Origin of the sequence: Streptomyces longwoodensis, assembly GCF_001514125.1 — a bacterium.
GTDB classification, from domain to species: Bacteria; Actinomycetota; Actinomycetes; order Streptomycetales; family Streptomycetaceae; genus Streptomyces; species Streptomyces longwoodensis.
In genome coordinates this window covers 233,608-257,471 of the sequence record NZ_KQ948549.1, presented here as the reverse complement: position 1 = coordinate 257,471, position 23,864 = coordinate 233,608, and the positions used below count along the sequence as shown (strand labels likewise).

26 protein-coding genes are annotated in these 23,864 nt (G+C 73.9%); 14 read left to right on the top strand and 12 right to left on the bottom strand.

Annotated features, from left to right (window positions below; genetic code table 11):
- Positions 1-29 precede the first annotated feature (29 nt).
- The gene (locus tag AQJ30_RS01190; protein WP_067227739.1) at positions 30-446 is read left to right on the top strand and encodes a DUF4395 domain-containing protein; all 417 of its coding nucleotides are present in this window, start codon (positions 30-32) and stop codon (positions 444-446) included.
- Positions 447-634: 188 nt separating this feature from the next.
- Entirely contained in the window at positions 635-1,363 is a 729-nt protein-coding gene (locus AQJ30_RS01185) for a lysophospholipid acyltransferase family protein (RefSeq protein ID WP_067227738.1), read from the top strand.
- Between the two features lie 91 nt (positions 1,364-1,454).
- Here AQJ30_RS01185 and AQJ30_RS01180 read toward each other — a convergent pair whose 3' ends face one another.
- A complete protein-coding gene (locus tag AQJ30_RS01180; RefSeq protein WP_067227736.1) occupies positions 1,455-2,348 on the bottom strand; it encodes an SDR family oxidoreductase in 894 nt (297 codons plus the stop codon).
- Between the two features lie 209 nt (positions 2,349-2,557).
- Here AQJ30_RS01180 and AQJ30_RS01175 point away from each other — a divergent pair, with 209 nt between their 5' ends.
- Positions 2,558-3,451 carry a LysR family transcriptional regulator gene (locus AQJ30_RS01175; protein WP_067227734.1) on the top strand — a complete coding sequence of 298 codons (894 nt, stop codon included), beginning with the start codon at positions 2,558-2,560 and terminating at the stop codon, positions 3,449-3,451.
- Positions 3,452-3,456: 5 nt separating this feature from the next.
- Here AQJ30_RS01175 and AQJ30_RS01170 read toward each other — a convergent pair whose 3' ends face one another.
- The 4 genes from AQJ30_RS01170 to AQJ30_RS01155 form a co-directional block, all read right to left on the bottom strand.
- Positions 3,457-4,050: a transglutaminase domain-containing protein gene (locus AQJ30_RS01170; protein ID WP_067227733.1), complete on the bottom strand. Its 594-nt coding sequence runs from the start codon at positions 4,048-4,050 to the stop codon at positions 3,457-3,459.
- Positions 4,051-4,139: 89 nt separating this feature from the next.
- Positions 4,140-5,210 carry a threonine aldolase family protein gene (locus tag AQJ30_RS01165; protein WP_067227731.1) on the bottom strand — a complete coding sequence of 357 codons (1,071 nt, stop codon included), beginning with the start codon at positions 5,208-5,210 and terminating at the stop codon, positions 4,140-4,142.
- Positions 5,207-5,953, bottom strand: coding sequence for an SDR family oxidoreductase (locus AQJ30_RS01160; protein ID WP_067227729.1), 747 nt, complete (start codon positions 5,951-5,953; stop codon positions 5,207-5,209). The genes AQJ30_RS01165 and AQJ30_RS01160 overlap by 4 nt, the downstream gene beginning before the upstream one ends.
- A 38-nt stretch (positions 5,954-5,991) precedes the next feature.
- Complete coding sequence (locus AQJ30_RS01155) at positions 5,992-7,389, bottom strand: DUF6421 family protein (protein WP_067227728.1); 1,398 nt, start codon at positions 7,387-7,389, stop codon at positions 5,992-5,994.
- A gap of 252 nt (positions 7,390-7,641) precedes the next feature.
- On the opposite strand from AQJ30_RS01155, the gene AQJ30_RS01150 reads away from it, so the two are divergent.
- Positions 7,642-8,325 (top strand): glycerophosphodiester phosphodiesterase, encoded by a 684-nt coding sequence (locus tag AQJ30_RS01150; RefSeq protein ID WP_067227726.1) that lies wholly within the window; start codon positions 7,642-7,644, stop codon positions 8,323-8,325.
- Positions 8,326-8,344: 19 nt separating this feature from the next.
- Here AQJ30_RS01150 and AQJ30_RS01145 read toward each other — a convergent pair whose 3' ends face one another.
- The gene (locus AQJ30_RS01145; RefSeq protein ID WP_067227724.1) at positions 8,345-8,887 is read right to left on the bottom strand and encodes a GNAT family N-acetyltransferase; all 543 of its coding nucleotides are present in this window, start codon (positions 8,885-8,887) and stop codon (positions 8,345-8,347) included.
- Between the two features lie 141 nt (positions 8,888-9,028).
- On the opposite strand from AQJ30_RS01145, the gene AQJ30_RS01140 reads away from it, so the two are divergent.
- Together AQJ30_RS01140 and AQJ30_RS01135 are read left to right on the top strand one after the other, a co-directional pair.
- Positions 9,029-9,421, top strand: a complete 393-nt coding sequence (locus tag AQJ30_RS01140; protein WP_067227723.1) for a VOC family protein — start codon at positions 9,029-9,031, stop codon at positions 9,419-9,421.
- Between the two features lie 72 nt (positions 9,422-9,493).
- Positions 9,494-10,258, top strand: coding sequence for a VOC family protein (locus AQJ30_RS01135; protein WP_067227721.1), 765 nt, complete (start codon positions 9,494-9,496; stop codon positions 10,256-10,258).
- Between the two features lie 40 nt (positions 10,259-10,298).
- Here the strand turns inward: AQJ30_RS01135 and AQJ30_RS01130 are convergent, their stop codons facing one another.
- On the bottom strand, positions 10,299-10,952 hold the full coding sequence (locus tag AQJ30_RS01130; RefSeq protein ID WP_079083702.1) for a MarR family transcriptional regulator: 654 nt from the start codon (positions 10,950-10,952) through the stop codon (positions 10,299-10,301).
- Entirely contained in the window at positions 10,949-12,634 is a 1,686-nt protein-coding gene (locus AQJ30_RS01125; protein WP_067227720.1) for an FUSC family protein, read from the bottom strand. The genes AQJ30_RS01130 and AQJ30_RS01125 overlap by 4 nt, the downstream gene beginning before the upstream one ends.
- Before the next feature lie 198 nt (positions 12,635-12,832).
- Here AQJ30_RS01125 and AQJ30_RS01120 point away from each other — a divergent pair, with 198 nt between their 5' ends.
- Positions 12,833-13,423: a DUF5134 domain-containing protein gene (locus AQJ30_RS01120; protein ID WP_067228838.1), complete on the top strand. Its 591-nt coding sequence runs from the start codon at positions 12,833-12,835 to the stop codon at positions 13,421-13,423.
- A 150-nt stretch (positions 13,424-13,573) separates the two neighbouring features.
- On the top strand, positions 13,574-14,509 hold the full coding sequence (locus tag AQJ30_RS01115; RefSeq protein WP_067227718.1) for a M56 family metallopeptidase: 936 nt from the start codon (positions 13,574-13,576) through the stop codon (positions 14,507-14,509).
- Positions 14,510-14,595: 86 nt separating this feature from the next.
- Here AQJ30_RS01115 and AQJ30_RS01110 read toward each other — a convergent pair whose 3' ends face one another.
- Positions 14,596-16,047 (bottom strand): MFS transporter, encoded by a 1,452-nt coding sequence (locus AQJ30_RS01110; protein ID WP_067227717.1) that lies wholly within the window; start codon positions 16,045-16,047, stop codon positions 14,596-14,598.
- Between the two features lie 106 nt (positions 16,048-16,153).
- Between AQJ30_RS01110 and AQJ30_RS01105 the strand changes: the two genes are divergently transcribed.
- The 3 genes from AQJ30_RS01105 to AQJ30_RS01095 all read left to right on the top strand — a co-directional run bounded on the left by AQJ30_RS01105 (position 16,154) and on the right by AQJ30_RS01095 (position 18,238).
- Positions 16,154-16,660, top strand: coding sequence for a winged helix-turn-helix transcriptional regulator (locus AQJ30_RS01105; RefSeq protein WP_067227715.1), 507 nt, complete (start codon positions 16,154-16,156; stop codon positions 16,658-16,660).
- A 129-nt stretch (positions 16,661-16,789) separates the two neighbouring features.
- Positions 16,790-17,479 carry a phosphatase PAP2 family protein gene (locus AQJ30_RS01100; protein ID WP_067227714.1) on the top strand — a complete coding sequence of 230 codons (690 nt, stop codon included), beginning with the start codon at positions 16,790-16,792 and terminating at the stop codon, positions 17,477-17,479.
- Positions 17,480-17,539: 60 nt separating this feature from the next.
- Positions 17,540-18,238: an HAD family hydrolase gene (locus AQJ30_RS01095; protein WP_067227712.1), complete on the top strand. Its 699-nt coding sequence runs from the start codon at positions 17,540-17,542 to the stop codon at positions 18,236-18,238.
- A gap of 75 nt (positions 18,239-18,313) precedes the next feature.
- On the opposite strand, the gene AQJ30_RS01090 is transcribed toward AQJ30_RS01095, so the two are convergent.
- Complete coding sequence (locus tag AQJ30_RS01090; protein ID WP_067227711.1) at positions 18,314-18,568, bottom strand: DUF2630 family protein; 255 nt, start codon at positions 18,566-18,568, stop codon at positions 18,314-18,316.
- 241 nt (positions 18,569-18,809) lie between these two features.
- Between AQJ30_RS01090 and AQJ30_RS01085 the strand changes: the two genes are divergently transcribed.
- On the top strand, positions 18,810-19,523 hold the full coding sequence (locus AQJ30_RS01085; protein ID WP_067227710.1) for a TetR/AcrR family transcriptional regulator: 714 nt from the start codon (positions 18,810-18,812) through the stop codon (positions 19,521-19,523).
- Here the strand turns inward: AQJ30_RS01085 and AQJ30_RS01080 are convergent.
- A complete protein-coding gene (locus tag AQJ30_RS01080; RefSeq protein ID WP_067227708.1) occupies positions 19,511-21,013 on the bottom strand; it encodes an LVIVD repeat-containing protein in 1,503 nt (500 codons plus the stop codon). The two genes, AQJ30_RS01085 and AQJ30_RS01080, sit on opposite strands and share 13 nt — an antisense overlap.
- Positions 21,014-21,203: 190 nt before the next feature.
- Here AQJ30_RS01080 and AQJ30_RS01075 point away from each other — a divergent pair, with 190 nt between their 5' ends.
- Together AQJ30_RS01075 and AQJ30_RS01070 are read left to right on the top strand one after the other, a co-directional pair.
- A complete protein-coding gene (locus tag AQJ30_RS01075; protein WP_067227707.1) occupies positions 21,204-21,845 on the top strand; it encodes a DUF305 domain-containing protein in 642 nt (213 codons plus the stop codon).
- Positions 21,846-21,975: 130 nt separating this feature from the next.
- On the top strand, positions 21,976-23,334 hold the full coding sequence (locus AQJ30_RS01070; RefSeq protein WP_067227705.1) for an FAD-dependent oxidoreductase: 1,359 nt from the start codon (positions 21,976-21,978) through the stop codon (positions 23,332-23,334).
- A gap of 69 nt (positions 23,335-23,403) precedes the next feature.
- Here AQJ30_RS01070 and AQJ30_RS01065 read toward each other — a convergent pair whose 3' ends face one another.
- Positions 23,404-23,778 (bottom strand): ArsR/SmtB family transcription factor, encoded by a 375-nt coding sequence (locus tag AQJ30_RS01065; protein ID WP_067227704.1) that lies wholly within the window; start codon positions 23,776-23,778, stop codon positions 23,404-23,406.
- Positions 23,779-23,864: the final 86 nt, after the last annotated feature.

Sequence of the window (23,864 nt, the reverse complement as noted above, 5' to 3'; positions counted from 1 at the left end):
CCCCGTTTCCGCTGCGGAATGCTTGATTCATGGACATCGATGCACGAGGGCCGCGCTTCGGCGCGGCCGTCACGACCGTGGTCCTCGCGGTCGTGCTGATCACCGGCAGCGCCTGGCTGCTGGCCTGGCAGACGCTGGCGTTCGCACTCGGCGCGGCGGGCGGGGTGGCGCGCTCACCCTACGGCCTGCTGTTCCGTGCGGTGGTGCGGCCCCGGCTGGGGCCGCCGACCACCTTCGAGTCGCCCGAACCGCCGCGGTTCGCGCAGGCCGTGGGGCTGGTGTTCGCCGGGGTGGGGCTCGTCGGCTTCTGGGCCGGCCCCGCGTGGCTGGGGCTCGCGGCCACGGGGGCGGCGCTCGCGGCGGCGTTTCTCAGCGCCGCCTTCGGGTACTGCCTGGGCTGCGAGGCGTACCTGCTCCTGCGCCGGGTGACGGTGCCCGCCGAGTGAGGCGGCGGGGCGGGGCGGGTCGCACTGCGGACGTGACGAGGATCTCGCGGTGGCCGGGCACCAGGACTGGAGGTCCGGCCGTTCTTCGGGCACGATCTGCGAGATGCCGCAAACCTACGGCAGCGTAACTTTCCCCGCCGGGAGTCCCCTTCCCAGGCCGAGAAGAAGAGGAAGGGTCCGCCCCACCCATGGCAGAGCTTGTCTACCGTCCCGTCATCGGTTTCGCGAAGACGTTGTTCAAGGTCTGGGACCTCAAGATCGACTGCAAGGGATCCGAGAACATCCCGCGGTCGGGTGGAGCCGTGCTGGTGAGCAATCACATCAGCTACCTGGACTTCATCTTCGACGGCCTGGCCGCGCTCCCGCAGAAGCGCGTCGTGCGCTTCATGGCCAAGGAGTCGGTCTTCCGGCACCGGATCTCCGGCCCGCTGATGCGCGGGATGAAGCACATCCCCGTGGACCGTGCCCAGGGCGAGGCCGCCTACCAGCACGCCCTGGAGTCGCTGCGCTCCGGCGAGATCATCGGTGTCTTCCCCGAGGCCACCATCTCCCCGTCGTTCACGCTGAAGAGCTTCAAGTCGGGCGCCGCCCGCCTCGCCCAGGAGGCGGGCGTGCCGCTGATCCCGATGGCCGTGTGGGGCACGCAGCGGCTGTGGACCAAGGGGCACCCGCGCAACTTCCGCCGCAGCCACCTGCCGATCACGATCCGGGTGGGCGAGGCGGTCGAGGCCCCGCGCGACCAGTACGCGGGCGCCATCACGCGCCGTCTGCGCGAGCGCGTCCAGGAACTGCTGGAGGCCGCCCAGCGCGCCTACCCGGTGCGCCCCAAGGGCCCGGACGACACCTGGTGGATGCCGGCCCACCTCGGCGGTACGGCACCGACGCCGGAGCAGGTCCGGGAGGCCGAGGCGCGCTGAGCGGGCCGGCCGGGGACCCCTCGGGGGAAGGCCGCCGGGTCCCGTCCCGTCGGGCTCCCCGCGCCCCATCGCCCCCTCCCCCGGCGGGGGTTCACGCCCCGAAGTAGTGGCCCTCGTCCAGGTCGGCCAGCAGGCCCGGCTGTTCGGGGTGCCAGTCCAGCAGCTCGCGGGTCAGGGCACTGGAGGCCGGGCCGTCCACCGACAGGAACGGCGCGAGCCAGCCGAAGTGCTGCTCCGCCCCGTCCGCCGGCAGCGACCGCACCGGGACGCCCAGGTGACGGCCGACAGTCTCGGCGATGGCGCGGACCGGCACGCCCTCCTCGTCGGCGCCGTGCAGCCGGCTGCCCGCCGGGGCCTTCTCCAGGGCCAGCCGGAACAGGCGCGCCGCGTCCAGGCGGTGGACGGCCGACCAGCGCTGGGAGCCGCCGCCCGGGTACGCCGACACACCCTGGGCGCGGGCCACCTCGATGACCCGCGGGACGAAGCCGTGGTCGCCCCGGCCGTGCACGGTCGGCGACAGCCGCACGACCGAGGCGCGCACGCCCCGCTCCACGAACGACAGGGCGGTCTCCTCGGACTTGCGCGGCAGGGCCCGGCCCTCCGCCGAGGGGACGTCCCGTTCGGTGGCGAGCCGTCCCGGGGCGACGAGCAGCGTCCCCGAGGTGGCGACGAACGGCCGGTCGGAGCCCGCCAGTTCCCCGGCCATGGTTTCGATGGCCCGGGTGTCTGCCTCGGCGGCCGCCGCGTAGTTCTGGAAGTCGTGGATGAAGGCCAGGTGGATGACGCCGTCCGCCTCGGCGGCGCCCCGGCGCAGGGTGTCGGGGTCGGTGAGGTCGCCGCGCAGCGGCTCGGCGCCGGCCTCCTTCAGTGACGCCTCGCCCCGGTCGGAGCGGGCCAGGCCGACCACCTGGTGGCCGGCGTCGAGCAGTTCACGGACCACGGCGGAGCCGATGAAGCCGGTGGCACCGGTGACGAAGACACGCACAGTGACTGCACTCCTCAAGGGGGATGGAGCGGGGACCGAACGGGATCGAACGGCGGGGGCCCGGCGGATCCGCCGCCGGGCCGGTGACTCCAGCCTGCGGGCGGGCCGCCCCGCGGGTCCAAGACCCGTTCGGCACGACGTGATGCGTTTCGGGCATCACCGCAGCGCACGGCGGTCGCGGCGTGCCGGCCGGGGTTACCGTGGGGGGTATGCCGCCCACCCCGCCGCCGTCCGTGGACCTCGACCTGCGTCTGGTGCGGTACTTCGTCGCCGTCGCCGAGCACCGTCACTTCGGGCGGGCCGCCGACGCGCTGCGCATCGCCCAGCCGTCGCTGAGCCGGCAGGTCCGCCGCCTGGAACAGCAGGTGGGCGCCCGGCTGCTGGACCGCACCCCGCGCGGCACCCGGCTGACGGAGGCCGGCGAGGCGTTCCTGCCGCGCGCGCAGGCCCTGTTGCGGGCGGCCGCGGAGGCGGCGGCGCACGCCCGCTCCGCCGGGGAGTCGGACGTGCTGACCGTCGGCTACACGTTGGGCATCATCGTGACGCCCGCGGTGCGCGAGCTGCGCCACCGCCGGCCCGACGCGGACGTGCGCGCGGTCCACCTGAAGTGGAACGAGTCCCGGGACGCGCTGCTGGACCACCGGGTCGACGCGGCGGTGACCCGGCAGCCGCTGCGCACCCAGGGGCTGGAGGTCACGCGCCTGTACGACGAGCCGCGGGTGCTGGTCGTACCGCTGGACCACCGGCTGGCGGGCAAGGAGGGCGTGACCCTCGACGACCTCGGGGACGAGCCGATGCCGGTGGTGCGGGACGCGGCGTGGAACGCGTACTGGCGCATCGACCCGCGGCCCGACGGGCGCCCCGCTCCGGACGGTCCGGTCGTGGAGGAGCTGGAGGACAAGTTCGAGGTGATCGCCGACGGGCGGGCGGTGGCCATCGTCCCGCTGCCCCGGACGCACGCGCTGCGCCCCGACCTGACGACGGTGCCGCTGGAGGACGTCGGACCCACCCCGGTGCTGCTGGTGACCCGGGCGGGAGACCGCCGCCGTCTGGTGACGGAGTTCCGCCGGACGGCGCGGGCGCTGCTCACCGGCCCGGCCTGACCGGCTCAGAGCGCGGTGGGCAGCGACCTCCACAGGTGCTCACGGTCGGGTGCGGCGCGCAGCGCGTCGAGCACGAGCGGGTGGGGTGCGGCGTACAGCTCCGGGTAGTCTCGCTCGCCGGCCGCCGGGTCGGGGACCCAGGCCAGGCGCTCGCCGTCCAGGGAGAAGCGGGCGTCGACGCCGGGTTTGTTGCCGCGGGGGTCCTGGCGGTGCCAGGCGCCGTGGAAGCGGACGGCGACCAGCCCGTGGACGACGTGTCCGGTGCCGTCGTCGTGGCGCAGGCGCTGGTAGCACAGCGCGGCGGGGATGTCCTCGGCGCGCAGCAGGGCGGCGAGCGCGTGGGCCTTGGCGTGGCAGATGCCGGTGCGCTGCTCCAGGACGTCCGAGGCGCGCCAGGTCACGCGGGGGTCCCCGGCGTCCTGGGAGTGGGGGATGGTGTCGCGGACGAACGCGAAGGCGGCCCGTGCATAGTCATACGAGTCGACGGCCTCCCGGGCGAGGTCGGCGGCCGTCCTTCCGACCACCGGGTGGTCGTGGTCGATGACCTCGTCGGCGGCGAGATACGCGGAGAGGTCGGGCGTGTTCTGGATCAGCTGCATGCCCGCAGAGCATAGGAAAGCGATCACCCGAGCGTCAATGACTTTTCAGGTGACCGCATACCTATGCAGTTGGCGAGCCGGTCCGGCCGCTACCGGGCCATCTCCTCCTTGACCGCCGCGACGAACGCGTCCACGTCGTCCTCGGTCGTGTCGAAGGCGCACATCCAGCGCACGACGCCGGCGGCCTCGTCCCAGAAGTAGAAGCGGAAGCGCTTCTGCAGGCGCAGGCTCACGTCGTGCGGGAGCCGGGCGAAGACGCCGTTGGCCTGCACCGGGTGCAGGACCTCCACACCGTGCACCGCGCGGACGCCCTCGGCGAGGCGCTGGGCCATCTCGTTGGCGTGCCGGGCGTTGCGCAGCCACAGGTCCTTGACGAGCAGGGCCTCCAACTGCACCGAGACGAACCGCATCTTGGAGGCGAGCTGCATGGACAGCTTGCGCAGGTGCTTCATCCGGCGGACGGCGTCCTGGTTGATGACGACGACCGCCTCGCCGAACATCGCACCGTTCTTGGTGCCGCCCAGGGACAGGATGTCGACGCCGACCGCGTTGGTGAACGTCCGCATCGGGACGTCCAGCGCGGCGGCCGCGTTGGCTATCCGCGATCCGTCGAGGTGGACCCGCATGCCGTGCGCGTGCGCGTGGTCGCAGATCGCGCGGATCTCCTCGGGCGTGTAGAGGGTGCCCAGCTCCGTGCTCTGGGTGATCGACACGACCTGCGGCATCGCCCGGTGCTCGTCGTCCCAGCCCCACGCCTGCCGGTCGATCAGCTCGGGGGTGAGCTTGCCGTCCGGCGTCGGCACGGTGAGCAGCTTCAGCCCGCCCATCCGCTCGGGGGCGCCGCCCTCGTCGACGTTGATGTGGGCGCTCTCCGCGCAGATCACCGCGCCCCAGCGGTCGGTGACCGCCTGGAGCGCGACGACGTTGGCCCCGGTGCCGTTGAACACCGGGAACGCCTCCGCCGTGGGGCCGAAGTGGCTGCGGATGATCCGCTGGAGGTTCTCGGTGTAGTCGTCCTCGCCGTACGCCACCTGGTGGCCGCCGTTGGCCAGGGCCAGGGCGGCCAGGACCTCGGGGTGGACCCCGGCGTAGTTGTCGCTGGCGAAACCGCGGACCTCCGGGTCGTGATGACGACGCGCGTCGGTCTTCGGGGGGTTCACGGCTTCTCGGTGAGCCACAGGCGCTGTCCGTTCACTTCCGGGGCGGACTTCTCCCACACCCCGACGATCGCCTCGGCGAGGTCCTTGACGTCGGTGAAGCCCGCGAACTTCGCGTTGGGCCGGTCCGCGCGCATCGCGTCGTGCACCAACGCCTTCACGACCAGGATCGCAGCCGCCGACGTCGGCCCCTGCTCGCCCCCGGCCTTGCGGAAGTAGTCCGCCATGGCGAGCGTCCACGCCTCGGCCGCGGCCTTGCCGGCGGCGTACGCCGCGTTGCCCGCGGTCGGCCTGGTCGCGCCCGCGGCGCTGATCAGCACGTACCGCCCGCGGTCGCTGCGCTGCAGCGCCTGGGAGAAGGCCAGCGAGGTGTGCTGGACGGTGCGCACCAGCAGCAGCTCCAGGAAGTCCCAGTCGTCGAGGCTGGTCTTGATGAAGGTCTCGCTGCCGCGCCAGCCGCCGACGAGGTGGACCAGGCCGTCCACGCGGCCGAACTCCTTCTCGGTGCGGGCGGCCCAGTCACGGGTGGACTGCAGGTCGAGCAGGTCGACCGTCTCCCCGGTGACCGTGGCCCCGCCGGAGGCGTAGCGGGCCGCGTCCACGGCCTCGGCGAGCCGCTCCGGGTCGTTGTCCGCGCCGATGACCGTGGCGCCGGCCTCGGCCAGCCGCAGCAGTGCCGCCCGGCCGGCGGGTCCGCCCGCACCGGCCACCGCGATGACCGCACCGTCGAGAGCCCCGTTGCCCATGTTCTTCCCCTTCGCGGCAGTGTGCTGGAGGCGGTCGCTCACGCGGCGACCCGCTCGGCGCCGTCGGCCGTGATGCCCTTGGTGGAGGCGATCACGTTCTTCAGCTTCTTGGACAGTGCCTCATAGAACATGCTCAGGGGAAACTCGTCCGGGAGCACGTCGTCCACCAGCTTGCGCGGCGGCTGGGTCAGGTCCAGGGCGTCGGGGCCCTTGGCCCACGTGGAGCCGGGGTGCGGGGCGAGGTAGGTGGCGACCAGCTCGTAGCCGGCGAACCAGTGGACGAGCTTCGGGCGGTCGATGCCGTCGCGGTACAGCTTCTCGATCTCGGCGCACAGCTCGTTGGTGACCTGCGGGGCGCGCTGCCAGTCGATGTGCAGCTTGTTGTCGGTCCAGCGGACGACGTCGTGCTTGTGCAGGTAGGCGAAGAGCAGCTGGCCGCCGAGGCCGTCGTAGTTGCGCACCCGCTCGCCCGTGACGGGGAAGCGGAACATGCGGTCGAAGAGGACCGCGTACTGCACGTCACGGGCCTGCGGGACGCCGTCGGCCTCCAGCTTCACGGCCTCCTTGAAGGCGGTGAGGTCGCAGCGCAGCTCCTCCAGGCCGTACATCCAGAACGGCTGGCGCTGCTTGATCATGAACGGGTCGAACGGCAGGTCGCCGTGGCTGTGGGTGCGGTCGTGGACCATGTCCCACAGCACGAAGGCGTCCTGGCAGCGCTTCTGGTCGTGGACCATCGCGGCGATGTCCTCGGGCAGGTCGAGGCCGAGGATGTCGACGGCGGCGGCGGTGACGCGGCGGAAGCGGGCGGCCTCGCGGTCGCAGAAGATGCCACCCCAGGTGAAACGTTCCGGCGCCTGGCGGACGGCGATGGTCTCGGGGAAGAGGACGGCGGAGTTGGTGTCGTAGCCCGCCGTGAAGTCCTCGAAGGTGATGCCGCAGAACAGCGGGTTGTCGTAGCGGGTGCGCTCCAGCTCGGCGAGCCAGTCCGGCCAGACCATGCGCAGCACGACCGCCTCGAGGTTGCGGTCGGGGTTGCCGTTCTGCGTGTACATCGGGAAGACGACCAGGTGCTGCAGACCGTCGCGGCGGTCGGCGGCGGGCTGGAAGGCCAGCAGCGAGTCCAGGAAGTCCGGCACCGCGAAACCGCCGTCGGCCCACGCGTGCAGGTCCTTGACCAGGGCCTCGTGGTAGGCGGCGTCGTGCGGGAGCAGCGGGGAGAGCTCGCGGACCGCCTCGGCCACGCGGCGCACGGCGGCCTCGGCGTCGGCCCGGCCCGGGGCGCCCTCGGCGTCGAAGTCGATCGAGCCGTCCTTGGACTGCCAGGGCCGTATCTGCTCCACGGCATCCTTGAGCCGCGGCCAGGCCGGGTGCTCCACGACCCTGCCGGCCGTAGGAACCTGCTCCTCGGTCGCCGCCTGCACAAGAATTTCCGTCATGTCCCATCCTCCACTGGAGAACCTCGCGTAAGGACACCGTATGCGGACGAGGTTTCCTCCAGCAAGGGGATCATCGGGAAATCGTCCCGTATGACTTTGCGGTAACGGAAGTTTTTCCTGCCGTTCCCCGCCGGGACGGCGCCTTCCCCGGCCGTGTGACGGCGACGGAAACTCCGGTGTAAGGGCGGGTACATCCCTGGCGAAGAGCACTAGGCTGCGGCTCCGGCTGCCGTCGACGGAAGCGAGGCGACGTTGAACTTCCTCACCATCGGTCACCGCGGACTCATGGGCGTCGAGCCCGAGAACACCCTCCGGTCCTTCGTCGCCGCCGAGCAGGCCGGCCTCGACGTCATCGAGCTGGACCTCCACCTGAGCAAGGACGGCGCGCTCGTCGTCATGCACGACGCGGACGTGGACCGCACGACCGACGGCACCGGCCCGATCGCCGAGCAGACCCTCGCCGAGCTGCGCGCGCTGGACGCGGGGCGCGGGGAGCGGGTCCCGGTGTTCGAGGAGGTCCTGGACGCGGTGCGCACCCCGCTCCAGGCCGAGATCAAGGACGTGCAGGCGGCGCGGGCGCTCGCCGAGGTGCTGCACGCGCGCGCACTGGTGGACCGGGTGGAGGTGTCGTCCTTCCACGACGAGGCGATCGCCGAGATCGCCCGGCTGGTGCCCGGCGTGCGCACCGCGCTGATCGGCAGCCTCTACGGCACCGACGTGGTGGACCGGGCCGTCGCCGCGGGCGCCGGGACACTCTGTCTGAACATCCGCCGGCTCACCCTGGAGATCGTGGAACTGGCCCGCGCGAAGGACCTCAGGGTCATCGGCTGGGTGGTGAACACCCAGGACCAGCTGCGGCTCGTACGGGCCCTGGGGCTGGACGGCGCGACGACCGACCTCCCGGAGATCAAGCGCACCGGCCGCTTCACGGCCTGAGCGCCCCGGGGGCGGAACGTCACACCAGCGGCTTGACCAGCAGCTCGAAGGCCAGGTCGGCGCGGCGCGGGATGCCGAACCGCTCGTCGCCGTACGGGAACGGCGTCGTCCGCCCCGTACGGCGGTAGCCGCGCCGCTCGTACCAGGCGATGAGGTCCTCGCGCACCGAGATCACCGTCATGTGCATCTCGGTGGCGCCCCAGGTCTCGCGGGCCCGCCGCTCCGCCTCGGCGAGGACCGCCTTGCCGAGCCCGGCACCCTGCTCCCCGGGGCTGACCGCGAACATCCCGAAGTAGGCGTGCTCGCCGCGGTGCTCCAGCTGGCAGCAGGCCACGATCCGGCCCTCGCGCTCCACCGTGAGCAGCCGGCTGTCGGGCGAGGTGACGATGTCGCGCACGCCCTCGGGGTCGGTGCGCTGCCCGTCGAGGATGTCCGCCTCCGTCGTCCAGCCCGCCCGGCTGGAGTCCCCCCGGTACGCCGACTCCACCAGCGCGACCAGCGCGTCCACGTCCGCCTCGGTGGCGTCGCGGAAGCTCAGCGGGGTGGCTGCGGCGGTGTCCATGCGGGGATCTCCGATCTCGGGCGCGGCGGGGCCGGTACGAGGGTAGCGGGCACCGGCCCGCCGCCCGGATCGGGCCACCCCTGACCTACGGGCGCCTCGGGCCCGGGCCGATCCGGGCGGCAGGCACTAGTGTCCGGGTGCATGGTGCAGGTACTGAGCAGCCGGACGCTGATCCGGCCCACCGATCCGGACCGGTCCCGCGACTTCTACGGCGAGCGGCTGGGGCTCGCCGTGGCCCGGGAGTTCGGCACCGGTCCGGAGCGCGGGACCGTCTACTTCCTCGGCGGCGGCTTCCTGGAACTCTCCGGCCGCGCACCGACCCCGCCGGACCCCTCCCTGCGGCTCTGGCTCCAGGTGCCGGACGCCGCGGCGGCCCACGAGGAGCTGCGGGCGAAGGGCGTGGAGATCGTCCGGCCGCCGGTGAAGGAGCCGTGGGGCCTGGTCGAGATGTGGATCGCCGACCCGGACGGACTGCCGATCGTGCTGGTCGAGGTGCCCGCGGACCACCCGATCCGGTACCGGCCGGGGATCTGATCCCCCGGATGGCCGGGGCGCTGACCCGGGCTTAGCGTGCTGGAAGGGGCCTGTCCGCGCGGAAGGAACCACATGGAGCTCGACAAGCCCGTCCCCGGCAGCCCTTGCTGGACGGAGCTGGGCACCAGCGACGTCGACGGCGCCCGTCGCTTCTACGGCGAGCTGTTCGGCTGGCGGTCCGAGACGGACCCGCGGCAGGAGGCGGGCGGCTACACCATGGCCCACCTCGGCGACACGGCCGTGGCGGCGCTGGCCCCGCTGTACCAGCCGGAGCAGCCGGTGGCCTGGAACGTCTCCTTCGGGGTGTCCGACGCCGAGGTCACCTGCCGGCTGCTGACCGAGCTCGGCGGCCGGGTCCTGGTGGGTCCGATGGACGTCCTGGAGGCGGGCCGGTTCGTGGTGGCGGCCGACCCGGTCGGCGCGGTCTTCCAGCTCTGGCAGGCACGCGCGTTCCCCGGCGCCGGCGTGTTCAACGTGCCCGGTGCGCTCGGCTGGGTGGAGCTGCTGACCCGCGACGCCCCGCGGGCGGAGACCTTCTACACCACGGTGTTCGGCTGGACCGTGCGCACCTCGGAGAACTACACGCAGTGGGGTGTCGGCGGAGCGGACTTCGGCGGGATGGTGCCGATGGACGACAAGTTCCCGCCCGAGGTGCCGCCGCACTGGCTGCCCTACTTCGCGGTGGCCGACGTCGACGACGCGACGGCCGTCGCCACGGGCGCGGGCGGCACCGCCCTGATGGAACCCACGAGCGTGCCGGACGGCCCCCGCATCGCGGTGCTGCGCGATCCGCAGGGCGCGATGTTCGGCGTCTACCGCTCGGGGGACGAGGGATGAGGAACGCCACCGGGAGCGGCGCGGTGCGCGGCCCCGCCGCTCAGGGCCGCAGCCCCTGCATGTGGCCCTCCAGACGGCTGAGCAACTCTCCCAGCAGGGCGGAGAGTTCCCCCTGCCGGTCGTCGTCCAGCGCGGACAGCACGGCCTTCTCGTAGGCGAGCTGTTCGGGCAGGATGCCGTCGACCAGGGCCCGTCCCTCCTCGGTGAGGCGTACGTGGGCCACGCGCCGGTCCCGGGTGTCGCCCCGGCGCTCCACCAGGCCGCGCTCGGTCAGCTGCTTGACGCGCTTGGTGACGGCGGCCCCCGAGGAGAAGGTCTCGCGGGCCAGTTCGCCGGGCGTCAGCTCGTGCCCGGTGCGGCGCAGCGCCCCGAGCAGGTCGAACTCGGCGCGGCTCAGGCCGGCCCGGCGCAGCGGCGCGTCCTCGGCCTGCTGGAGGAGGGCAGCGCAGCGGTTCACCCGTCCGATGACCTCCATGGGCCCGGTGTCCAGGTCGGGGTGCACCTCCCGCCACTGCCGCACGACGGCGGCGACGGTGTCCCGGGCGGCGGCGGGGGTGGTGCCTTGGCCGGTACCTGTGCCGGTGGTGGTGCCGGTGCCCCTGTCGGTACCCGTGCCGGTACCCCGGCCGGTCTCCGTCCGTGCCGTGTCCGCCCCGGCCGTGCTCCCCGCGCTGGCCACCTGGGGTGCCGTCATCGCCGTACGTCCTCCGCTCCGCCGTCCGTGTCCCGGGCCAGGAGCAGGCCCTGGCGCCGTACCGTAGCGGCGAGCGTACGGTGTCCGGACCGCTCGGCCGCCACCACCCTCTCCTGGGGCAGGGCGCGCTGCCACCACTCGCCGGAGGCGGCGTCGGCGGTGGTGCGCAGGTCGGCCAGCGCGGCGGTCAGCGAGCGGCGGGCCGCCTCCAGCGCGGCGGGTGCCGGCGCGGGCTCGGCGAGCAGGCGGGCCGTGCGCTCACGGGCGCGTTCGGCCGTGCCGAGGGCCTGGGCGAGGTGGTCGCCCGCACTGCGGTTGGTGACGACCAGCGCCGCCACGAAGCCGACCAGGGCGCCGACGACGGTGTCCACGACCCGCTCGGTGATCAGCTCGCCGGAGTCCTGGCGGTGGGCGAACTCGGTGATGAGCAGCGCCATCGGGGTCACGCAGACACTGCCCAGCCAGTAGTTGCGGCTGATCAGGGCCTCCGCGCCGAAGTTGAGGGCGAGGCAGCACAGGACGAGCGCCGCCTGGTGCAGGTGGGCGAGCGGCACGAGCGCGGCGAAGGCGAGGACGCCGACCAGGTTGCCGACCACGCGCTGCACGGCCCGGCTCCAGGTGAGGGCGAGGTTCGCCTGGTACAGGGAGGCGGCGGTGACCAGGGCCCAGTACGGGCGTCCCACGCCGAGCGCCAGGGAGACGTAGCCGGCCAGGGCACAGCCCAGCGCGGTGCGGGCGGCGAGGGGCGCGAGGTGGCGCAGGCGGCCGACCCACGGGTGGCGTTCGGCGGCCAGTTCGGCCTCGACACCGAGTATCTCGTCGTCGTCGGCCAGGTCGTCCGGGTGCGGGACGGCCGCGGTGCCGCGCAGATCGCGCGACCACGCGCGCAGCCGCTCCGGGTCGGTGTCGGCCGGGGCGGCGAGGGCGACCTCGGCGCGGACCACGAGCCGTTCCAGGGCGCGGCGCGTGGCGTCGGTGCGGGCACCGGGGGCGAGCAGCGTCTGCCAGGCGGCCTGCACGGCGCCGGCGGGGGCGGCGCGGAGCCCGGGGTCGTCCGCCGCGCCGGGGGCCTCCCGGTACCGCTGGACGTACGTCGCGGTCGCGTTCAGGGCCTGGGCGACGGCCCTCCGCTCGGGGCCGTGCGGCCGCAGCAGTCCCGGGGCCATGCCGACCAGCCACGCCCAGGCGCCGGCAGCGAGGGCCAGGCCCAGGTGACCGGGCACCTGGCCGAGGGTCTGCGGGACGAAGAGGGCGGCGGAGCTGATGAAGGTGAGCACCACGTTCCCGGGCGGTCCCACGCGGGTCGCGTCGCACAGCGTCTTCTGCGCGGCGGCCAGCAGCGCGCCGACGGTGACGAGGACGACGGCGTTCGCGGTGAGCGAGGCGGCGACGAGGGACACGGCCAGCCCGGCGACCATCCCGAGGACCACCCACACCAGGGCGCGCGCCCGGGCGGCGTACGGGCGGTTGTGGGCGTACAGCGCGCACAGCGAGCCGGCCATCGTGTACATCGCCAGGTCGAGGCGGCCGAGCGCGAGCAGGGTGAGGTTCGGCGGGGCGACCGCGACCACGACGCTCAGGGCGGGCTTGAACCAGATCGGCGACGGCCTGCCCAGCCGCAGCACACCCGCGAGGGGGAGTCGGCCTGGGGTACCGGGAGGGGGGAGACGGCGCGGGGACATGCATCCAACTTAGCAGGTGTTTTACCAGTGAAACATCTGCGGGGCGAGCTGCGGGCCGGTGGCTCACCTGCGGCTCACCCCGCGTGCTCCGTCGAATGCCCCCCGTGTACACCTCTGCGCTTGCGTGCGCGCCGCGCGCCTCGGGCATGGCATCCCCTGGAGCGGACCGATGAGCGACCGTCGAGCGGGGAGGTGCGCGTGCACGGACCGGCTTCGCCCGGCTGGCTCCTGGTGGCGCTGTGCGCGGTGACCGGGACCTACTGCCTGCTGCGGATGCGCAGCGGCGTCGAGGAGCAGCGCCGGGCCGCGGGCGGCGAGGCGCTGATGGGGTTCGGGATGGCCGTGATGGCCGTGCCGGCCGCGGTGTTCGCCCCGCCGGGCTGGGCATGGCCGGCCTACGCCGTGGTCTTCGGCGCGGCGGCGCTGCGCGCCCTGTGGGCGGTCCGCCGCAGCACCCACCACCTGCACCACCTCGTGGGCACGGCGGCGATGGTCTACATGGCGCTCACCATGGCCGCCTCCCCCGCCGGGGGCCACGGCCACGTGCACGGGGCGTCCGGCGTCCCGGTGCTGACCGGTGCGCTGCTGGTCTACTTCACCGGCTACGTCCTCGTCACCGGTGCGCGGCTGGTCCCGGTACCGGCGGGGGCGGCGGTGACGGGAGTGCCGTCGGCGGCCGGGGGGCGTGCCGCCGACGGTGCCCCGCGCTGGGGCGACCGGCCGGAACTGGCACGCGCGTGCCGGTTGTCGATGGGGATCGGGATGCTGGCGATGCTGCTGACGATGTGAGGGGGCGCGGTGCCTGCGCAGGTGGCGCGTGCGGCGCGCGTGGCGTGCGTGGCGTGCGTGGGTGCGTGGCGTGCGTGGGTGGGTGGAGTGCGTCACTTTGCCGCGGGAGGCCGTACCGCCGGACGGTGGGCCGCTCATAAGGTGCTGCCCATGATGGTCCCCGCGGTCCTGCTGCTGCTCGCCGCCGTGACGGCCGTCGTGGCCCCCCGACTGCTCGCCCGGGCCGACTGGCCGGACCGCGAGCCGGTGGTCGCGCTGTGGGCGTGGCAGTGCGTGGTGGCGGCGGTGCTGCTGTGCTGCGCGCTGTCGATGACCCTCTGCGCGGCGGCCGCCTGGCAGGCGGTGCGCGGGCACGTGTTCGCGCCCGCGCCGCCCGGGGTCGTGGAGGCGTACGCCCTGGGCGCGCCCGGTCCGTGGGCCGCCCCGGTCGCCGTGGCGCTGTTCTGCGCCGGGCTGTGGAGCGGCGCGATGCTCGTCCGCGAGGTCGCCCGGGCCCGGCGGGGGCTGCGGCTGCGCCAGGCCGAACTCCGGCTGCGCGCACCGCTGTTGCCGGGCGAGGAGCCACAGGCGGGGAGGCTGGTGGTGCTGGAGGGCGAGCGGCCCGACGCCTGGTGGCTGCCGGGGTCCGCGCCCCAACTGGTGGTGACCACCGCCGCGTTGCGTCGGCTGAAGGGGCGGCGGCTGGACGCCGTCCTGGCCCACGAGCAGGGGCACGCGCAGGCCCGGCACCACTGGCTGCTGCACTGCTCGACCGCGCTGGCGAGCGGGTTCCCCCAGGTTCCGGTGTTCGCGGCGTTCCGCGACGAGATGCACCACCTGGTCGAGCTGGCCGCCGACGACGTGGCCTCCCGGCGCCACGGCCGGCTGACCACGGCCCTCGCCCTGGTCGAACTCAACGAGGACCGTGGGGTGTTCGGACCCTCCCCCACCCCGCAGGCGTACGTCCCGCAGCGCGTCCGGCGCCTGCTGACCCCCCGGGACCGCCTCCCCGCGACGCGCAGGCTCGGCCTCACCGCGACGGCCGCGCTGGTCCCCGCGCTCCCGGTGCTGGTGACGCTGGTGCCGGCGCTCCGGGTGCTGGGCTAGGGGGCCGCGGGCCGCGGCCCCCCGGACGCCGCACCCGCAAGCGCCAGTTGGCGCCGATCGTCCCGGCGGGTGTGGGGGTGACCGGTTCAGCGCGGCTCGGTGAGGGGGGCGGCCGCCGGGGCCTCCACCGGGGTGGCGGCTCCGCGTGCACGGGTGGCGGTGCGGGTGAGCCGCACGCCGACGACGGCCGTCGCGACGCTCAGCGCCGCCGCCACCACCCATGCGACCCGGAAGTCCTGCCGCTGCGCCGGGCCGACGTGCGTCCCGACGATGGCGACCAGCAGCGCGACGCCCACGGTGGCGGACATCTGACGCACGGAGTTGACCAGCGCCGACCCGGTGGCCGCCCGGTGGCCGGGCAGGGAGCTGACGCCGGCGGCCACCAGGGTGCCGAGGGTCAGCCCGACGCCCACGCCGCCGAGAACCTGGCTGGGCAGCAGGTCGAGCCAGTAGTCGGCGTCGAGGGACGCGAAGCAGGTGCGCCAGAGCATGGCGGCGGCGAAGAGCAGTCCGCCCGTGGCGACCAGCGGCCCGTGTCCCAGGCGCTGTGCGGAGCGCGCGGTGAGCACGGTGACCACGGGGACCAGGGCCGGGCCGGGCACCATGGCGACGCCGGTGCGCAGGGCGCTCCAGTGCCAGATCTCCTGGCACCACAGGACGTTGGACAGGAGCATGATCGCGAAGGCGATGCCGAACGCGAAGGTGCCGGCGCTCGCGGCACCGAACTGGGGCAGGCGCAGCAGGGGCAGTTCGAACAGCGGGTGGCTGTGCCGCAGCGAGCGGCGGACGAAGACGGCGGCGCCGGCCAGCGCGAGGGCGAAGAGCGCCAGGCTCCTGGCGTCCAGCCAGCCCCAGTCCGGTGCCTGCACCAGGGCGCCGGACAGAGCGGCGATCGCGAGGGTGATCAGCAGGGCACCCGTCAGGTCGGGCAGGCGCCCCTTCTCCGTGCGTGCGGTCGACGGCAGGACGCGCAGCCCCGCGACCACGGTGGCGATGCCGATGGGGACGTTGATCACGAAGACCCAGCGCCAGTCGACCTGGACCAGCAGTCCCCCGGCGACGGGGCCCGCGGCCGCGGCGAGCCCGCCCACGGCCGCCCAGTTGCGGGTGGCGCGGGTGCGCTGCCCGGCCGGCACGGAGGCCAGCAGGAGCGCCAGGGACGTGGGCAACTGGGCGGCGGCGCCGACCGCCTGGAGGGCCCGGGCGGCCACGAGGGTGATCAGGTCGGGCGCCAGGGCACAGCCGAGCGAGGCGAGGGTGAAGACGGTGACTCCCGCGAGGAACACCGGCCGCTGCCCTATCCGGTCACCCAGGCGGCCCGCCACGACGAGGAGGGCCGCGAGGGCGATGGCGTAGGCGTTCAGCACCCAGGACAAGGAGCTCAGGGTGGCCGCCCCGCCGGACGACGAGGCGAAGGACGAGCCGATGGCGGGCAGCGCGACGTTGACGATCCACAGATCGAGGTTCGTCATGAAGACGGCCAGGAGGATGACGATCGACGCCAGGCGTTGCTGTGAAAACCAAAGCGAGGGACTCATGGGGTCAGCGAAGCACGGCACGGTTTGAAATTCAAACCGCTTCGGGCGCGGGATCCCGACCTTGACCGAGCTTTGACATTCAAAGTCCGCGCGGGATACTCGGAGCGTGACCACTCCACACACCGATCCGTACGAGGTCCCCGGCCGCCCCTGCTCGATCGCCGCCACCCTGCAGGTCGTGGGCGACCGCTGGTCGCTGCTCGCCGTCCGCGAGGTCACGTTCGGCAACCACCGCTTCCGCCAGATCGCCAGGAACACCGGTGCCCCCACGGACCGCCTGTCCGCCCGGCTGAAGAGCCTGGTCGCCGACGGCGTCCTGGAGCGCCGCCCGCTGCCCGACGAACCGCGCCACGACGGCTACTACCTGACCGAGGCCGGCCACGACCTGGTCGGCGTCATCCGCGAACTGCTGCGCTGGGGGGACCGCTGGCTGACCGACGCCCCGCCGATGAAGCTGCGGCACCACGACCACGACTTCAGCCTCCGCCCGGTCTGCGCGCACTGCGGCGAGCCGGTCACCCGGGGCGAGCTGCACGCGGAGGTGGCCGCGGCGGGCTGGACGCTGGCGGGGCCGGACGCGGACCCGGCCGGCCAGGGCGTCCAGGACGCGTAGGCCGCCCGCAGGCCGCCCGTGCACCTGCTGGATGCCCTGCTCCAGCAGGCGGCCCCCGCCGCGTAGTGCCCCTGCCGGCACCGCCGTCCGGGTTGGCCTCGCACCCCGCCCTTCGGCGAGGATCGCTGCATGAGCACCCCGCCCGTCGACGCCCCGTCCCGTCCGCCGGTGTCCCGTACGGCCGTCCGCGCCACGGTGCTGTTGTCGCTGTGCTCCCTGGTGCTGCTGGTGCTGGTGGCCGTCGGATGGGAGCCGCTGATGTCCGCCGACGACTCCGTCGCCCGCACCACGCACCGCTGGGCCGTCGACGAGCCGGGTGTGACCCACACGTTCCGCATCCTGTCCGACTGGGTGTGGGACCCCAACACGATGCGGCTGCTGGGCGCGGCGGTGGCGGCGTGGCTGGTGTGGCGGCGCGGGGCCTGGTGGACGGCCTGCTGGCTGGTGGCCGTGTCGGCGCTCGGCACCCTGGTGCAGCAGGGCCTGAAGGCCGCGGTCGGCCGCCCCCGCCCGTGGTGGCCCGACCCGGTGGACACCGCCCACTTCGCGGCGTACCCGTCGGGCCACGCCCTGACCGCGACCGTGGTGTGCGGCCTCCTGCTGTGGCTGCTGCACCGCGCCGGGCCGCCCGCGGCGCTGTGGCGCACGGCGGTGGCGCTGGCGGTGGTCTCGGTGGCCGGCGTCGGTCTGACCCGGGTGTGGCTCGGCGTGCACTGGCCGTCGGACGTGCTCGGCGGCTGGCTGCTGGGCGCAACCCTGGTGGCGGGGGCGATCATCGCGCACCGCCGGTGGCGGCCGGCGCCTCCCGCGCGGCGGTGAGGTCCATCTGCCCAGGGAAGCGGGCCACGCGCGCGATCACCGCCTCCTAGGATCGGTGCCATGGCGACCGTCCTGTTCGACTTCTCCGGCACGCTGTTCCGCATCGAGTCCGCCGGGTCCTGGCTGCGGGCCACCCTGGACGAGACCGGCGCGACGCTCCCCGAGGCGGAACTGGAGGGGAAGGCGCGGGCGTTGGAGGCGGCCGGTGCGCTGCCCGGGGGCGCGCCCCCGCAGTGGGTCCCGGAAGAGCTGACGGAACTGTGGCGGCGGCGCGACGAGAGCGCCGCGCTGCACCGGGCCGCGTACACCGGGCTGGCCCGCCGGGTGCCGCTGCCCGACCCGGCGCTCTACGACGCCCTGTACGAGCGGCACATGAGCCCGGCCGCGTGGGCGCCGTACCCGGACGCCGCCGAGGTGCTGCGGACGCTCGTGGACCGCGGCGTCCGCGTCGGCGTGGTGAGCAACATCGGCTGGGACCTGCGCCCCGTGTTCCGCGCGCACGGCCTCGACGCGCACGTGGACGCCTACGTGCTGTCGTACGAGCACGGCGTGCAGAAGCCGGACCCGAGGCTGTTCCGGGTGGCCTGCGAGGCGCTCGGCGCGGACCCGCGGCGCACGCTGATGGTGGGCGACAACCGGCGGGCGGACGGCGGCGCGGCGGCGCTGGGCTGTGCCGTGCACTTCGTGGACCACCGGCCCGCGCGCCTCCGCCCGGACGCCCTGCGCCCGGTACCGGACCTGGCGGCGGCGCTCGGCTGACGCCGGGCGGTGGCGGTGGTCCGCCGCGGCGCGCGACGCCCCGCGGGCGCCGACCGCTGCCCGGTCGTCGGCCGTTCAGGTCCGGTAGCCCTCCACCTGCGACGAGGGGCGCACGCGGGCCTCGTCGGGGTCCTCCCCGTACTCGCTCTTGGCGCGCCGCTGGCGCAGCAGGTCCCAGCACTGGTCCAGCGCGCGCTCCAGCTCGGCCAGCCGCTGTCGCTCGGTGTCGCCGTCGATGCGCCCGGCGGCGAGGTCCGACCGGAGCCTGTGCTCGTCCTCGACCATCTCCGAGATCCTCGACAGGATCCGGCGGTCCTGCTCCTGCTCCATGTCCGCTCACCTTCCCCGGGCCTGGGTGTCGTGGCCAGCCTAAGGAGATCACGCCCGCGGGGCGACCGTTCGGCCGAAGCCTCCGCGACAGAAGTAGCCTGAGCGAACTTTCGGGGTGGAAAGGGTCCGCCTCGGACGATCCCCCGTGTCGTCCGAGGCGGATTGCGGTCGTGCGCCCCAGGGCGCCGACCGGCATGCGTTGAGTATATTGGCTGGCAGCCAATCAACGCAGGAGTCCAGCATGTCCCCGCGCAGCGCCTCGGTCAATGAAGAATTGCGACGGCGCTCCCGGGAGCGGCTGCTGCAGGCGTCGTTGGAGCTGGTCGGCGAGCGCGGCTACGACGCCACGACGCTGGCCGACATCGCGGACCGGGCCGGTTCGGCGCGCGGTCTGGTGTCGTACTACTTCCCGGGCAAGCGCCAGTTGGTCCAGTCGGCCGTGCACCGGCTGATGCACCGCACGCTGGAGGAGGCCCTGGAGCGCGCGCCGCGCACCGAGGACGGCAGGGAGCGGATGGCCCGGGCCATCGACGCGATCCTGGGACTGGCTCGGGACCGCACGGTCCTGATGCGCCAGCACATGGCGGGGCTGCTGGACACCGAGGGGTTCGTGCAGTGCCCGGAGCAGCGGCGGCTGGCGGAGCTGCTGCGCGAGACGGTGGTCCGGCACGGCTCGCGGGACGTCGACGTCGATTACCCCATGATGCGGTCGCTGCTGATGGGCGCGGTGTTCGCGATGGTCCTGCCCAACGTGCCGATGTCGTTCGCGACGATGCGCGCGGAGCTGTTCCGGCGCTACGGGCTGGACTGGGAGCTGGGCGTCCCGCCGGACGGCGAGGCGCCCGGCGGGACGTGCGAGACGGACCTGTCCCGGTACTTCGCGACCGGGACGCGGCCCGGGGAGCAGCCGCGGCCGGGCGTCCGGCCGAAGCAGCCGGGGGCTCAGTCGAAGTAGTCGGGCTGGGTCTGGACGTTGAGTCCGGGCAGCCGGACGCGCTGGGCCGGGTCGGTGCGGCGGTCGGTGAGCTTCAGGACGTCGAAGCCCTTGGCGATGTCGTTCGAGTAGATGTAGCCGTTGTAGTAGTACGCCGACCAGGAGCCGCCCACGCTGAGCGCGTCGGTGGTCAGCGGGCCGCGCTCGAAGTAGGCGATCTCCTTCGGGTGGGCGGAGTCGGTGAACTCCCAGACGGACACGCCGCCCTGGTACCAGGCCTGCACCATGATGTCGCGGCCCCTGACCGGGATCAGCGAGCCGTTGTGGGCCACGCAGTTCTCGGTGTCGGCCTGGTGGCGCGGGATCTTGTAGTAGCCGCGGAAGACGAGCTTGCGCTTGTCGCCCTTGCCGACGATGTCGTAGATGCCGTCGGCGCCGCGGTCCGGGCCGACGGCGGCGTTGCAGGTGGCCGCTCCGCCGCCGCCCAGCTCGTCGGTGAACACGACCTTGTTCGCCGTCTGGTTGAAGGTCGCCGAGTGCCAGAAGGCGAAGTTGACGTTGTCCTGGACCCGGTCGATCACCTTGGGGTGCTCCGGGTCCTTGACGGAGAACAGGATGCCGTCGCCCATGCAGGCGCCCGCCGCGAGGTCCTGCGCCGGCAGCACGGTGATGTCGTGGCAGCCGGTCGTCTTGGACACCCCGGGGTTGGTGGGCGCGCCCGGGTTGCCGCCGCCGTCCGGGCCCTCACCGGGGAACAGGACGGGGAAGTTCACCACGGCCGCCTGCTCGGGCGCCTTGCGCGGCACCTTGATGACGGAGATGCCGTCGTGCGGTGGCTGGCAGTCGGGGTAGCTGGCGCTGGGCGAGTAGGAGGAGACGTAGATGTACACGTTCTTCCGCTCGGGCACCAGGGTGTGGGTGTGCGAGCCGCACGCGGTCTCGACGGCGGCGACGTACTTCGGGTTGCGCACGTCGCTGATGTCGAAGACCTTCATGCCCTCCCAGGAGGACTTCTCCGTCGCGGGCTGGGTGGTGCTGTTGCAACTGCTGTCGCTGCGCGAGGAGTCGGTGGACAGGAAGAGGAGGTCGCCGGAGACGGACACGTCGTTCTGCGAGCCCGGACACAGTACCTGGGCGATCGTCTTCGGCGCCCTGGGGTTGCTGATGTCGAAGACGCGGAAGCCGTCGTAGTTGCCGGCGAAGGCGTACCGGCCCTGGAAGGCGAGGTCGGAGTTGATGCCGGCGAGGGCGTCCTTGGGGACGTTGACGAGGTGCTCGAGGTTGGCGGAGTGGACGATCTCGTCCTGGCCGGGTATCTCGCCGGCCGCGATCGCCTCGGCCGCGTCGGCCTGCGCCCGGGCGGACACCGCCTTGTCGGCGGTGGGGGCGTCCCCGGGGTCGGGGGTGGCGCCCGCCGGGGTGGCGGTGAGCAGGGCGGCCAGGAGGCCCGCGCCGGCCGCCACGACTCCCAGTCGTCTGTGCCGCGTTCGGGATGCGTTCAACAGGGTCACTGCTTCCTCCCTCGTTGCCGTTCACGGGGAACGGATCACGGTCCTCCGCAGTATCGTCTTAGTCATGCTCAAGCCAACAGATGGCAACGCGTTCACCCCACAACTTTTCGACAGGTGACACACAGGACAGGTACGGGTCCTGACGGTCGGCCCTGACGGGCCACCAAGTACCGCGCTGCAGGAGGTTGTTGTGCTGTTCCGCCGTGCGTCCCTGGCTCTCACCGCCGCCCTGGCCCTGGCCCTCGCGGGCTGCGACTCCGGGTCGGACGCCGCTCCGGAGCCGGCCGGCGGGAGCGGCCCCTCGGTGATCGTCCCGGGTGCGCCCGGGGAGGGGAACCGGACCCTGTCCGCGCGGGAGGCGGCCCAGCAGCGCGCCGAGGACGACACCCCCAACGCGGCCGACGTGGCGTACGCGCGGATGATGATCGTCCACCACCAGCAGGCCCTGGACATGGCCGCGCTCGTCCCCGACCGCGCCGCGTCGGGCGACGTCAAGCGGCTCGCGTCCCGGATCGCCGCCGCACAGGGGCCGGAGATCACGTCGATGCGGGGCTGGCTGACGTCGTACGAGAAGGACGGGACGGCCGGCCGGCACGACCACGCGGCGATGCCGGGGATGGCGACCGGGGCGCAGCTGGCACAGCTGAGGGCGGCGCGGGGCGCGGCGTTCGACCAGCTGTTCCTGACCCTGATGATCACCCACCACCAGGGGGCGATCACCATGGCCACGGACGTCAAGGCGCAGGGCAACAACCTGCGGATCGAGGAGATGGCGGACGACGTGGTCGCCCAGCAGACCACGGAAATCCAGCGGATGCTGACGATGCGCTGAGGGCGTACGGGGCGCGGCCGACCGTGCGGGGGCGCCGCCGATCAGGGGTGTGCCGCCGGCCGGGTGACGCGCGCGGCCGGTGCGTGCGGTACCCCTGTCGGGCGGCCGCCCGCGGTGCGATGCTGGAGCCATGCGAGTCGCCGTGGTCGGCTCCGGGCCGAGCGGGGTCTACACCGCCCAGAGTCTGCTCCAGCAGGACCCCGAGGTGCGCGTCGACGTCCTGGACCGACTGCCGTGCCCCTACGGGCTGGTGCGCTACGGCGTCGCCCCGGACCACGAGAAGATCAAGTCCCTCCAGCACACGCTGCGCACGGTGCTGGAGGAGGAGCGGGTGCGCTTCCTCGGCGGGGTGGAGGTGGGCGCCGGAGGGGTGCCCGTGGCCCGACTGCGCGAGCTGTACCACGCGGTCGTGTACTGCGTGGGCGCGGCGGCCGACCGGCGGCTGGGGATTCCCGGTGAGGACCTGCCGGGCAGCTGGTCGGCGACCGAGTTCGTGTCCTGGTACAGCGCCCACCCGGACGCGGTCGCGGACGGCTTCTTGCGCGGCGTCCGGTCGGCGGTGGTCGTCGGGGTGGGCAACGTCGCGGTGGACGTCACCCGCATCCTGGCCCGGGGCTCGGCCGAGCTGAGCGCCACCGACATGCCGCAGGCGGCCCTGACCGCGCTGGCCGCGAGCCGGGTCGACACCGTGCACATGGTGGGCCGGCGCGGTCCCTCCCAGGCGCGCTTCACCACCAAGGAACTGCGCGAGCTCGGGTCCCTGCCGGAGACCGAAGCGGTGGTGGAGGCGGCCGAGTTGGCGCTCGACCCCGATGCCGCCGACCCCTCCGGGCTGCCCTCGGCACAGCGGCGCAACGTCGATGTGCTGCGGGACTGGGCCGCGCGGCCGCCGGGAGCGGCGCGGCGGCGCATCCGGCTGCGGTTCTTCCTGCGGCCGGTCGAACTCCTCGCCCGGGACGGGCGGGTGGCCGCCGTGCGGTTCGAGCGGACGGCGCCCGACGGGCACGGCGGGGCGACCGGCACGGGCCGGTTCGAGGAGATCGAGGCCCAGTTGGTGCTGCGGTCGGTGGGCTACCGCGGAGTGCCGCTGGAGGGGCTGCCCTTCGACCCCGCGCGCGGGACCGTGCCGCACCGGGCGGGCCGCGTGCTGCGCGGGGTGGCGGTGGCGCCGGGCGAGTACGTGGCCGGCTGGATCAAGCGCGGGCCCACCGGGGTCATCGGCACCAACCGGCCCTGCGCCAAGGAGACGGTCGCCTCCTTGCTCGCGGACGCCCCGGCGCTCGCCCGCCGGGAGGTGCCGGCGGATCCCCTGCCGTTGCTGCGGGCGGCGGGGGCCGAGCCGGTGGAGTGGAGCGGCTGGCTGGACATCGAGCGCGCCGAGGCGGCGCTCGGGGCCGCGCTGGGGCGGGGCGGCCCGGTCAAGCTGCCGGACCGGGCGGCGCTGCGCGAGGCGGTCGGCGGGGCGGGCCCGGACCGGCGACACGGCTGAGGTCATCGGGGTCGCCCGAGGCACCCGGATGCGTGGCGCCCTCCTCGGCCACTCCCCCGGAGAACCGGCTCAGCCGTCCCCGAGGCGCAGCGACTGGCGGTGGGCGGCGGTGAGGACGCAGTCGAGGAGCCCCGGGAAGAGGGCGTCCAGGTCGTCCTTGCGCAGTCCGTTCATCTTCGCCGTGCCCCGGTAGACCTGGTGGATCACGCCCGCCTCGCGCAGGACCCGGAAGTGGTGCGTGCTCGTCGACTTGGTCACCGGCAGGGCGAACTGGGAGCAGGACAGCTCGTCCCCCTCGACGGCGAGCTCCCGCACGATCCGCAGCCGCATCGGGTCCGAGAGCGCGTGCAGCACCGACTCCAGCCGGATCTCCTCGGGCGCCGGGTGCGGCAGGTCACGGCCACCGCCGGCGGCGGGGACGGGGGCGGGCGCTGCGGTGGTCACGGTGGCTCCACTTTCCTCGGGGTCAGCCCATCGTACGAGGTCCATCGTAGTTTGACATCTCCCGTAGTACGACGAGTATCGTACGA

What these genes read in the sequence shown, in the direction of transcription:
- AQJ30_RS01190 (WP_067227739.1), top strand. Translation starts at nt 30, where the DNA reads ATGGACATCGATGCACGAGGGCCGCGCTTCGGCGCGGCCGTCACGACC.
- AQJ30_RS01185 (WP_067227738.1), top strand. Translation starts at nt 635, where the DNA reads ATGGCAGAGCTTGTCTACCGTCCCGTCATCGGTTTCGCGAAGACGTTG.
- AQJ30_RS01175 (WP_067227734.1), top strand. Translation starts at nt 2,558, where the DNA reads ATGCCGCCCACCCCGCCGCCGTCCGTGGACCTCGACCTGCGTCTGGTG.
- AQJ30_RS01170 (WP_067227733.1), bottom strand. Translation starts at nt 4,050, where the DNA reads ATGCAGCTGATCCAGAACACGCCCGACCTCTCCGCGTATCTCGCCGCC.
- AQJ30_RS01160 (WP_067227729.1), bottom strand. Translation starts at nt 5,953, where the DNA reads ATGGGCAACGGGGCTCTCGACGGTGCGGTCATCGCGGTGGCCGGTGCG.
- AQJ30_RS01155 (WP_067227728.1), bottom strand. Translation starts at nt 7,389, where the DNA reads ATGACGGAAATTCTTGTGCAGGCGGCGACCGAGGAGCAGGTTCCTACG.
- AQJ30_RS01145 (WP_067227724.1), bottom strand. Translation starts at nt 8,887, where the DNA reads ATGGACACCGCCGCAGCCACCCCGCTGAGCTTCCGCGACGCCACCGAG.
- AQJ30_RS01140 (WP_067227723.1), top strand. Translation starts at nt 9,029, where the DNA reads ATGGTGCAGGTACTGAGCAGCCGGACGCTGATCCGGCCCACCGATCCG.
- AQJ30_RS01135 (WP_067227721.1), top strand. Translation starts at nt 9,494, where the DNA reads ATGGAGCTCGACAAGCCCGTCCCCGGCAGCCCTTGCTGGACGGAGCTG.
- AQJ30_RS01130 (WP_079083702.1), bottom strand. Translation starts at nt 10,952, where the DNA reads ATGACGGCACCCCAGGTGGCCAGCGCGGGGAGCACGGCCGGGGCGGAC.
- AQJ30_RS01125 (WP_067227720.1), bottom strand. Translation starts at nt 12,634, where the DNA reads ATGTCCCCGCGCCGTCTCCCCCCTCCCGGTACCCCAGGCCGACTCCCC.
- AQJ30_RS01115 (WP_067227718.1), top strand. Translation starts at nt 13,574, where the DNA reads ATGATGGTCCCCGCGGTCCTGCTGCTGCTCGCCGCCGTGACGGCCGTC.
- AQJ30_RS01110 (WP_067227717.1), bottom strand. Translation starts at nt 16,047, where the DNA reads ATGAGTCCCTCGCTTTGGTTTTCACAGCAACGCCTGGCGTCGATCGTC.
- AQJ30_RS01100 (WP_067227714.1), top strand. Translation starts at nt 16,790, where the DNA reads ATGAGCACCCCGCCCGTCGACGCCCCGTCCCGTCCGCCGGTGTCCCGT.
- AQJ30_RS01095 (WP_067227712.1), top strand. Translation starts at nt 17,540, where the DNA reads ATGGCGACCGTCCTGTTCGACTTCTCCGGCACGCTGTTCCGCATCGAG.
- AQJ30_RS01090 (WP_067227711.1), bottom strand. Translation starts at nt 18,568, where the DNA reads ATGGAGCAGGAGCAGGACCGCCGGATCCTGTCGAGGATCTCGGAGATG.
- AQJ30_RS01085 (WP_067227710.1), top strand. Translation starts at nt 18,810, where the DNA reads ATGTCCCCGCGCAGCGCCTCGGTCAATGAAGAATTGCGACGGCGCTCC.
- AQJ30_RS01070 (WP_067227705.1), top strand. Translation starts at nt 21,976, where the DNA reads ATGCGAGTCGCCGTGGTCGGCTCCGGGCCGAGCGGGGTCTACACCGCC.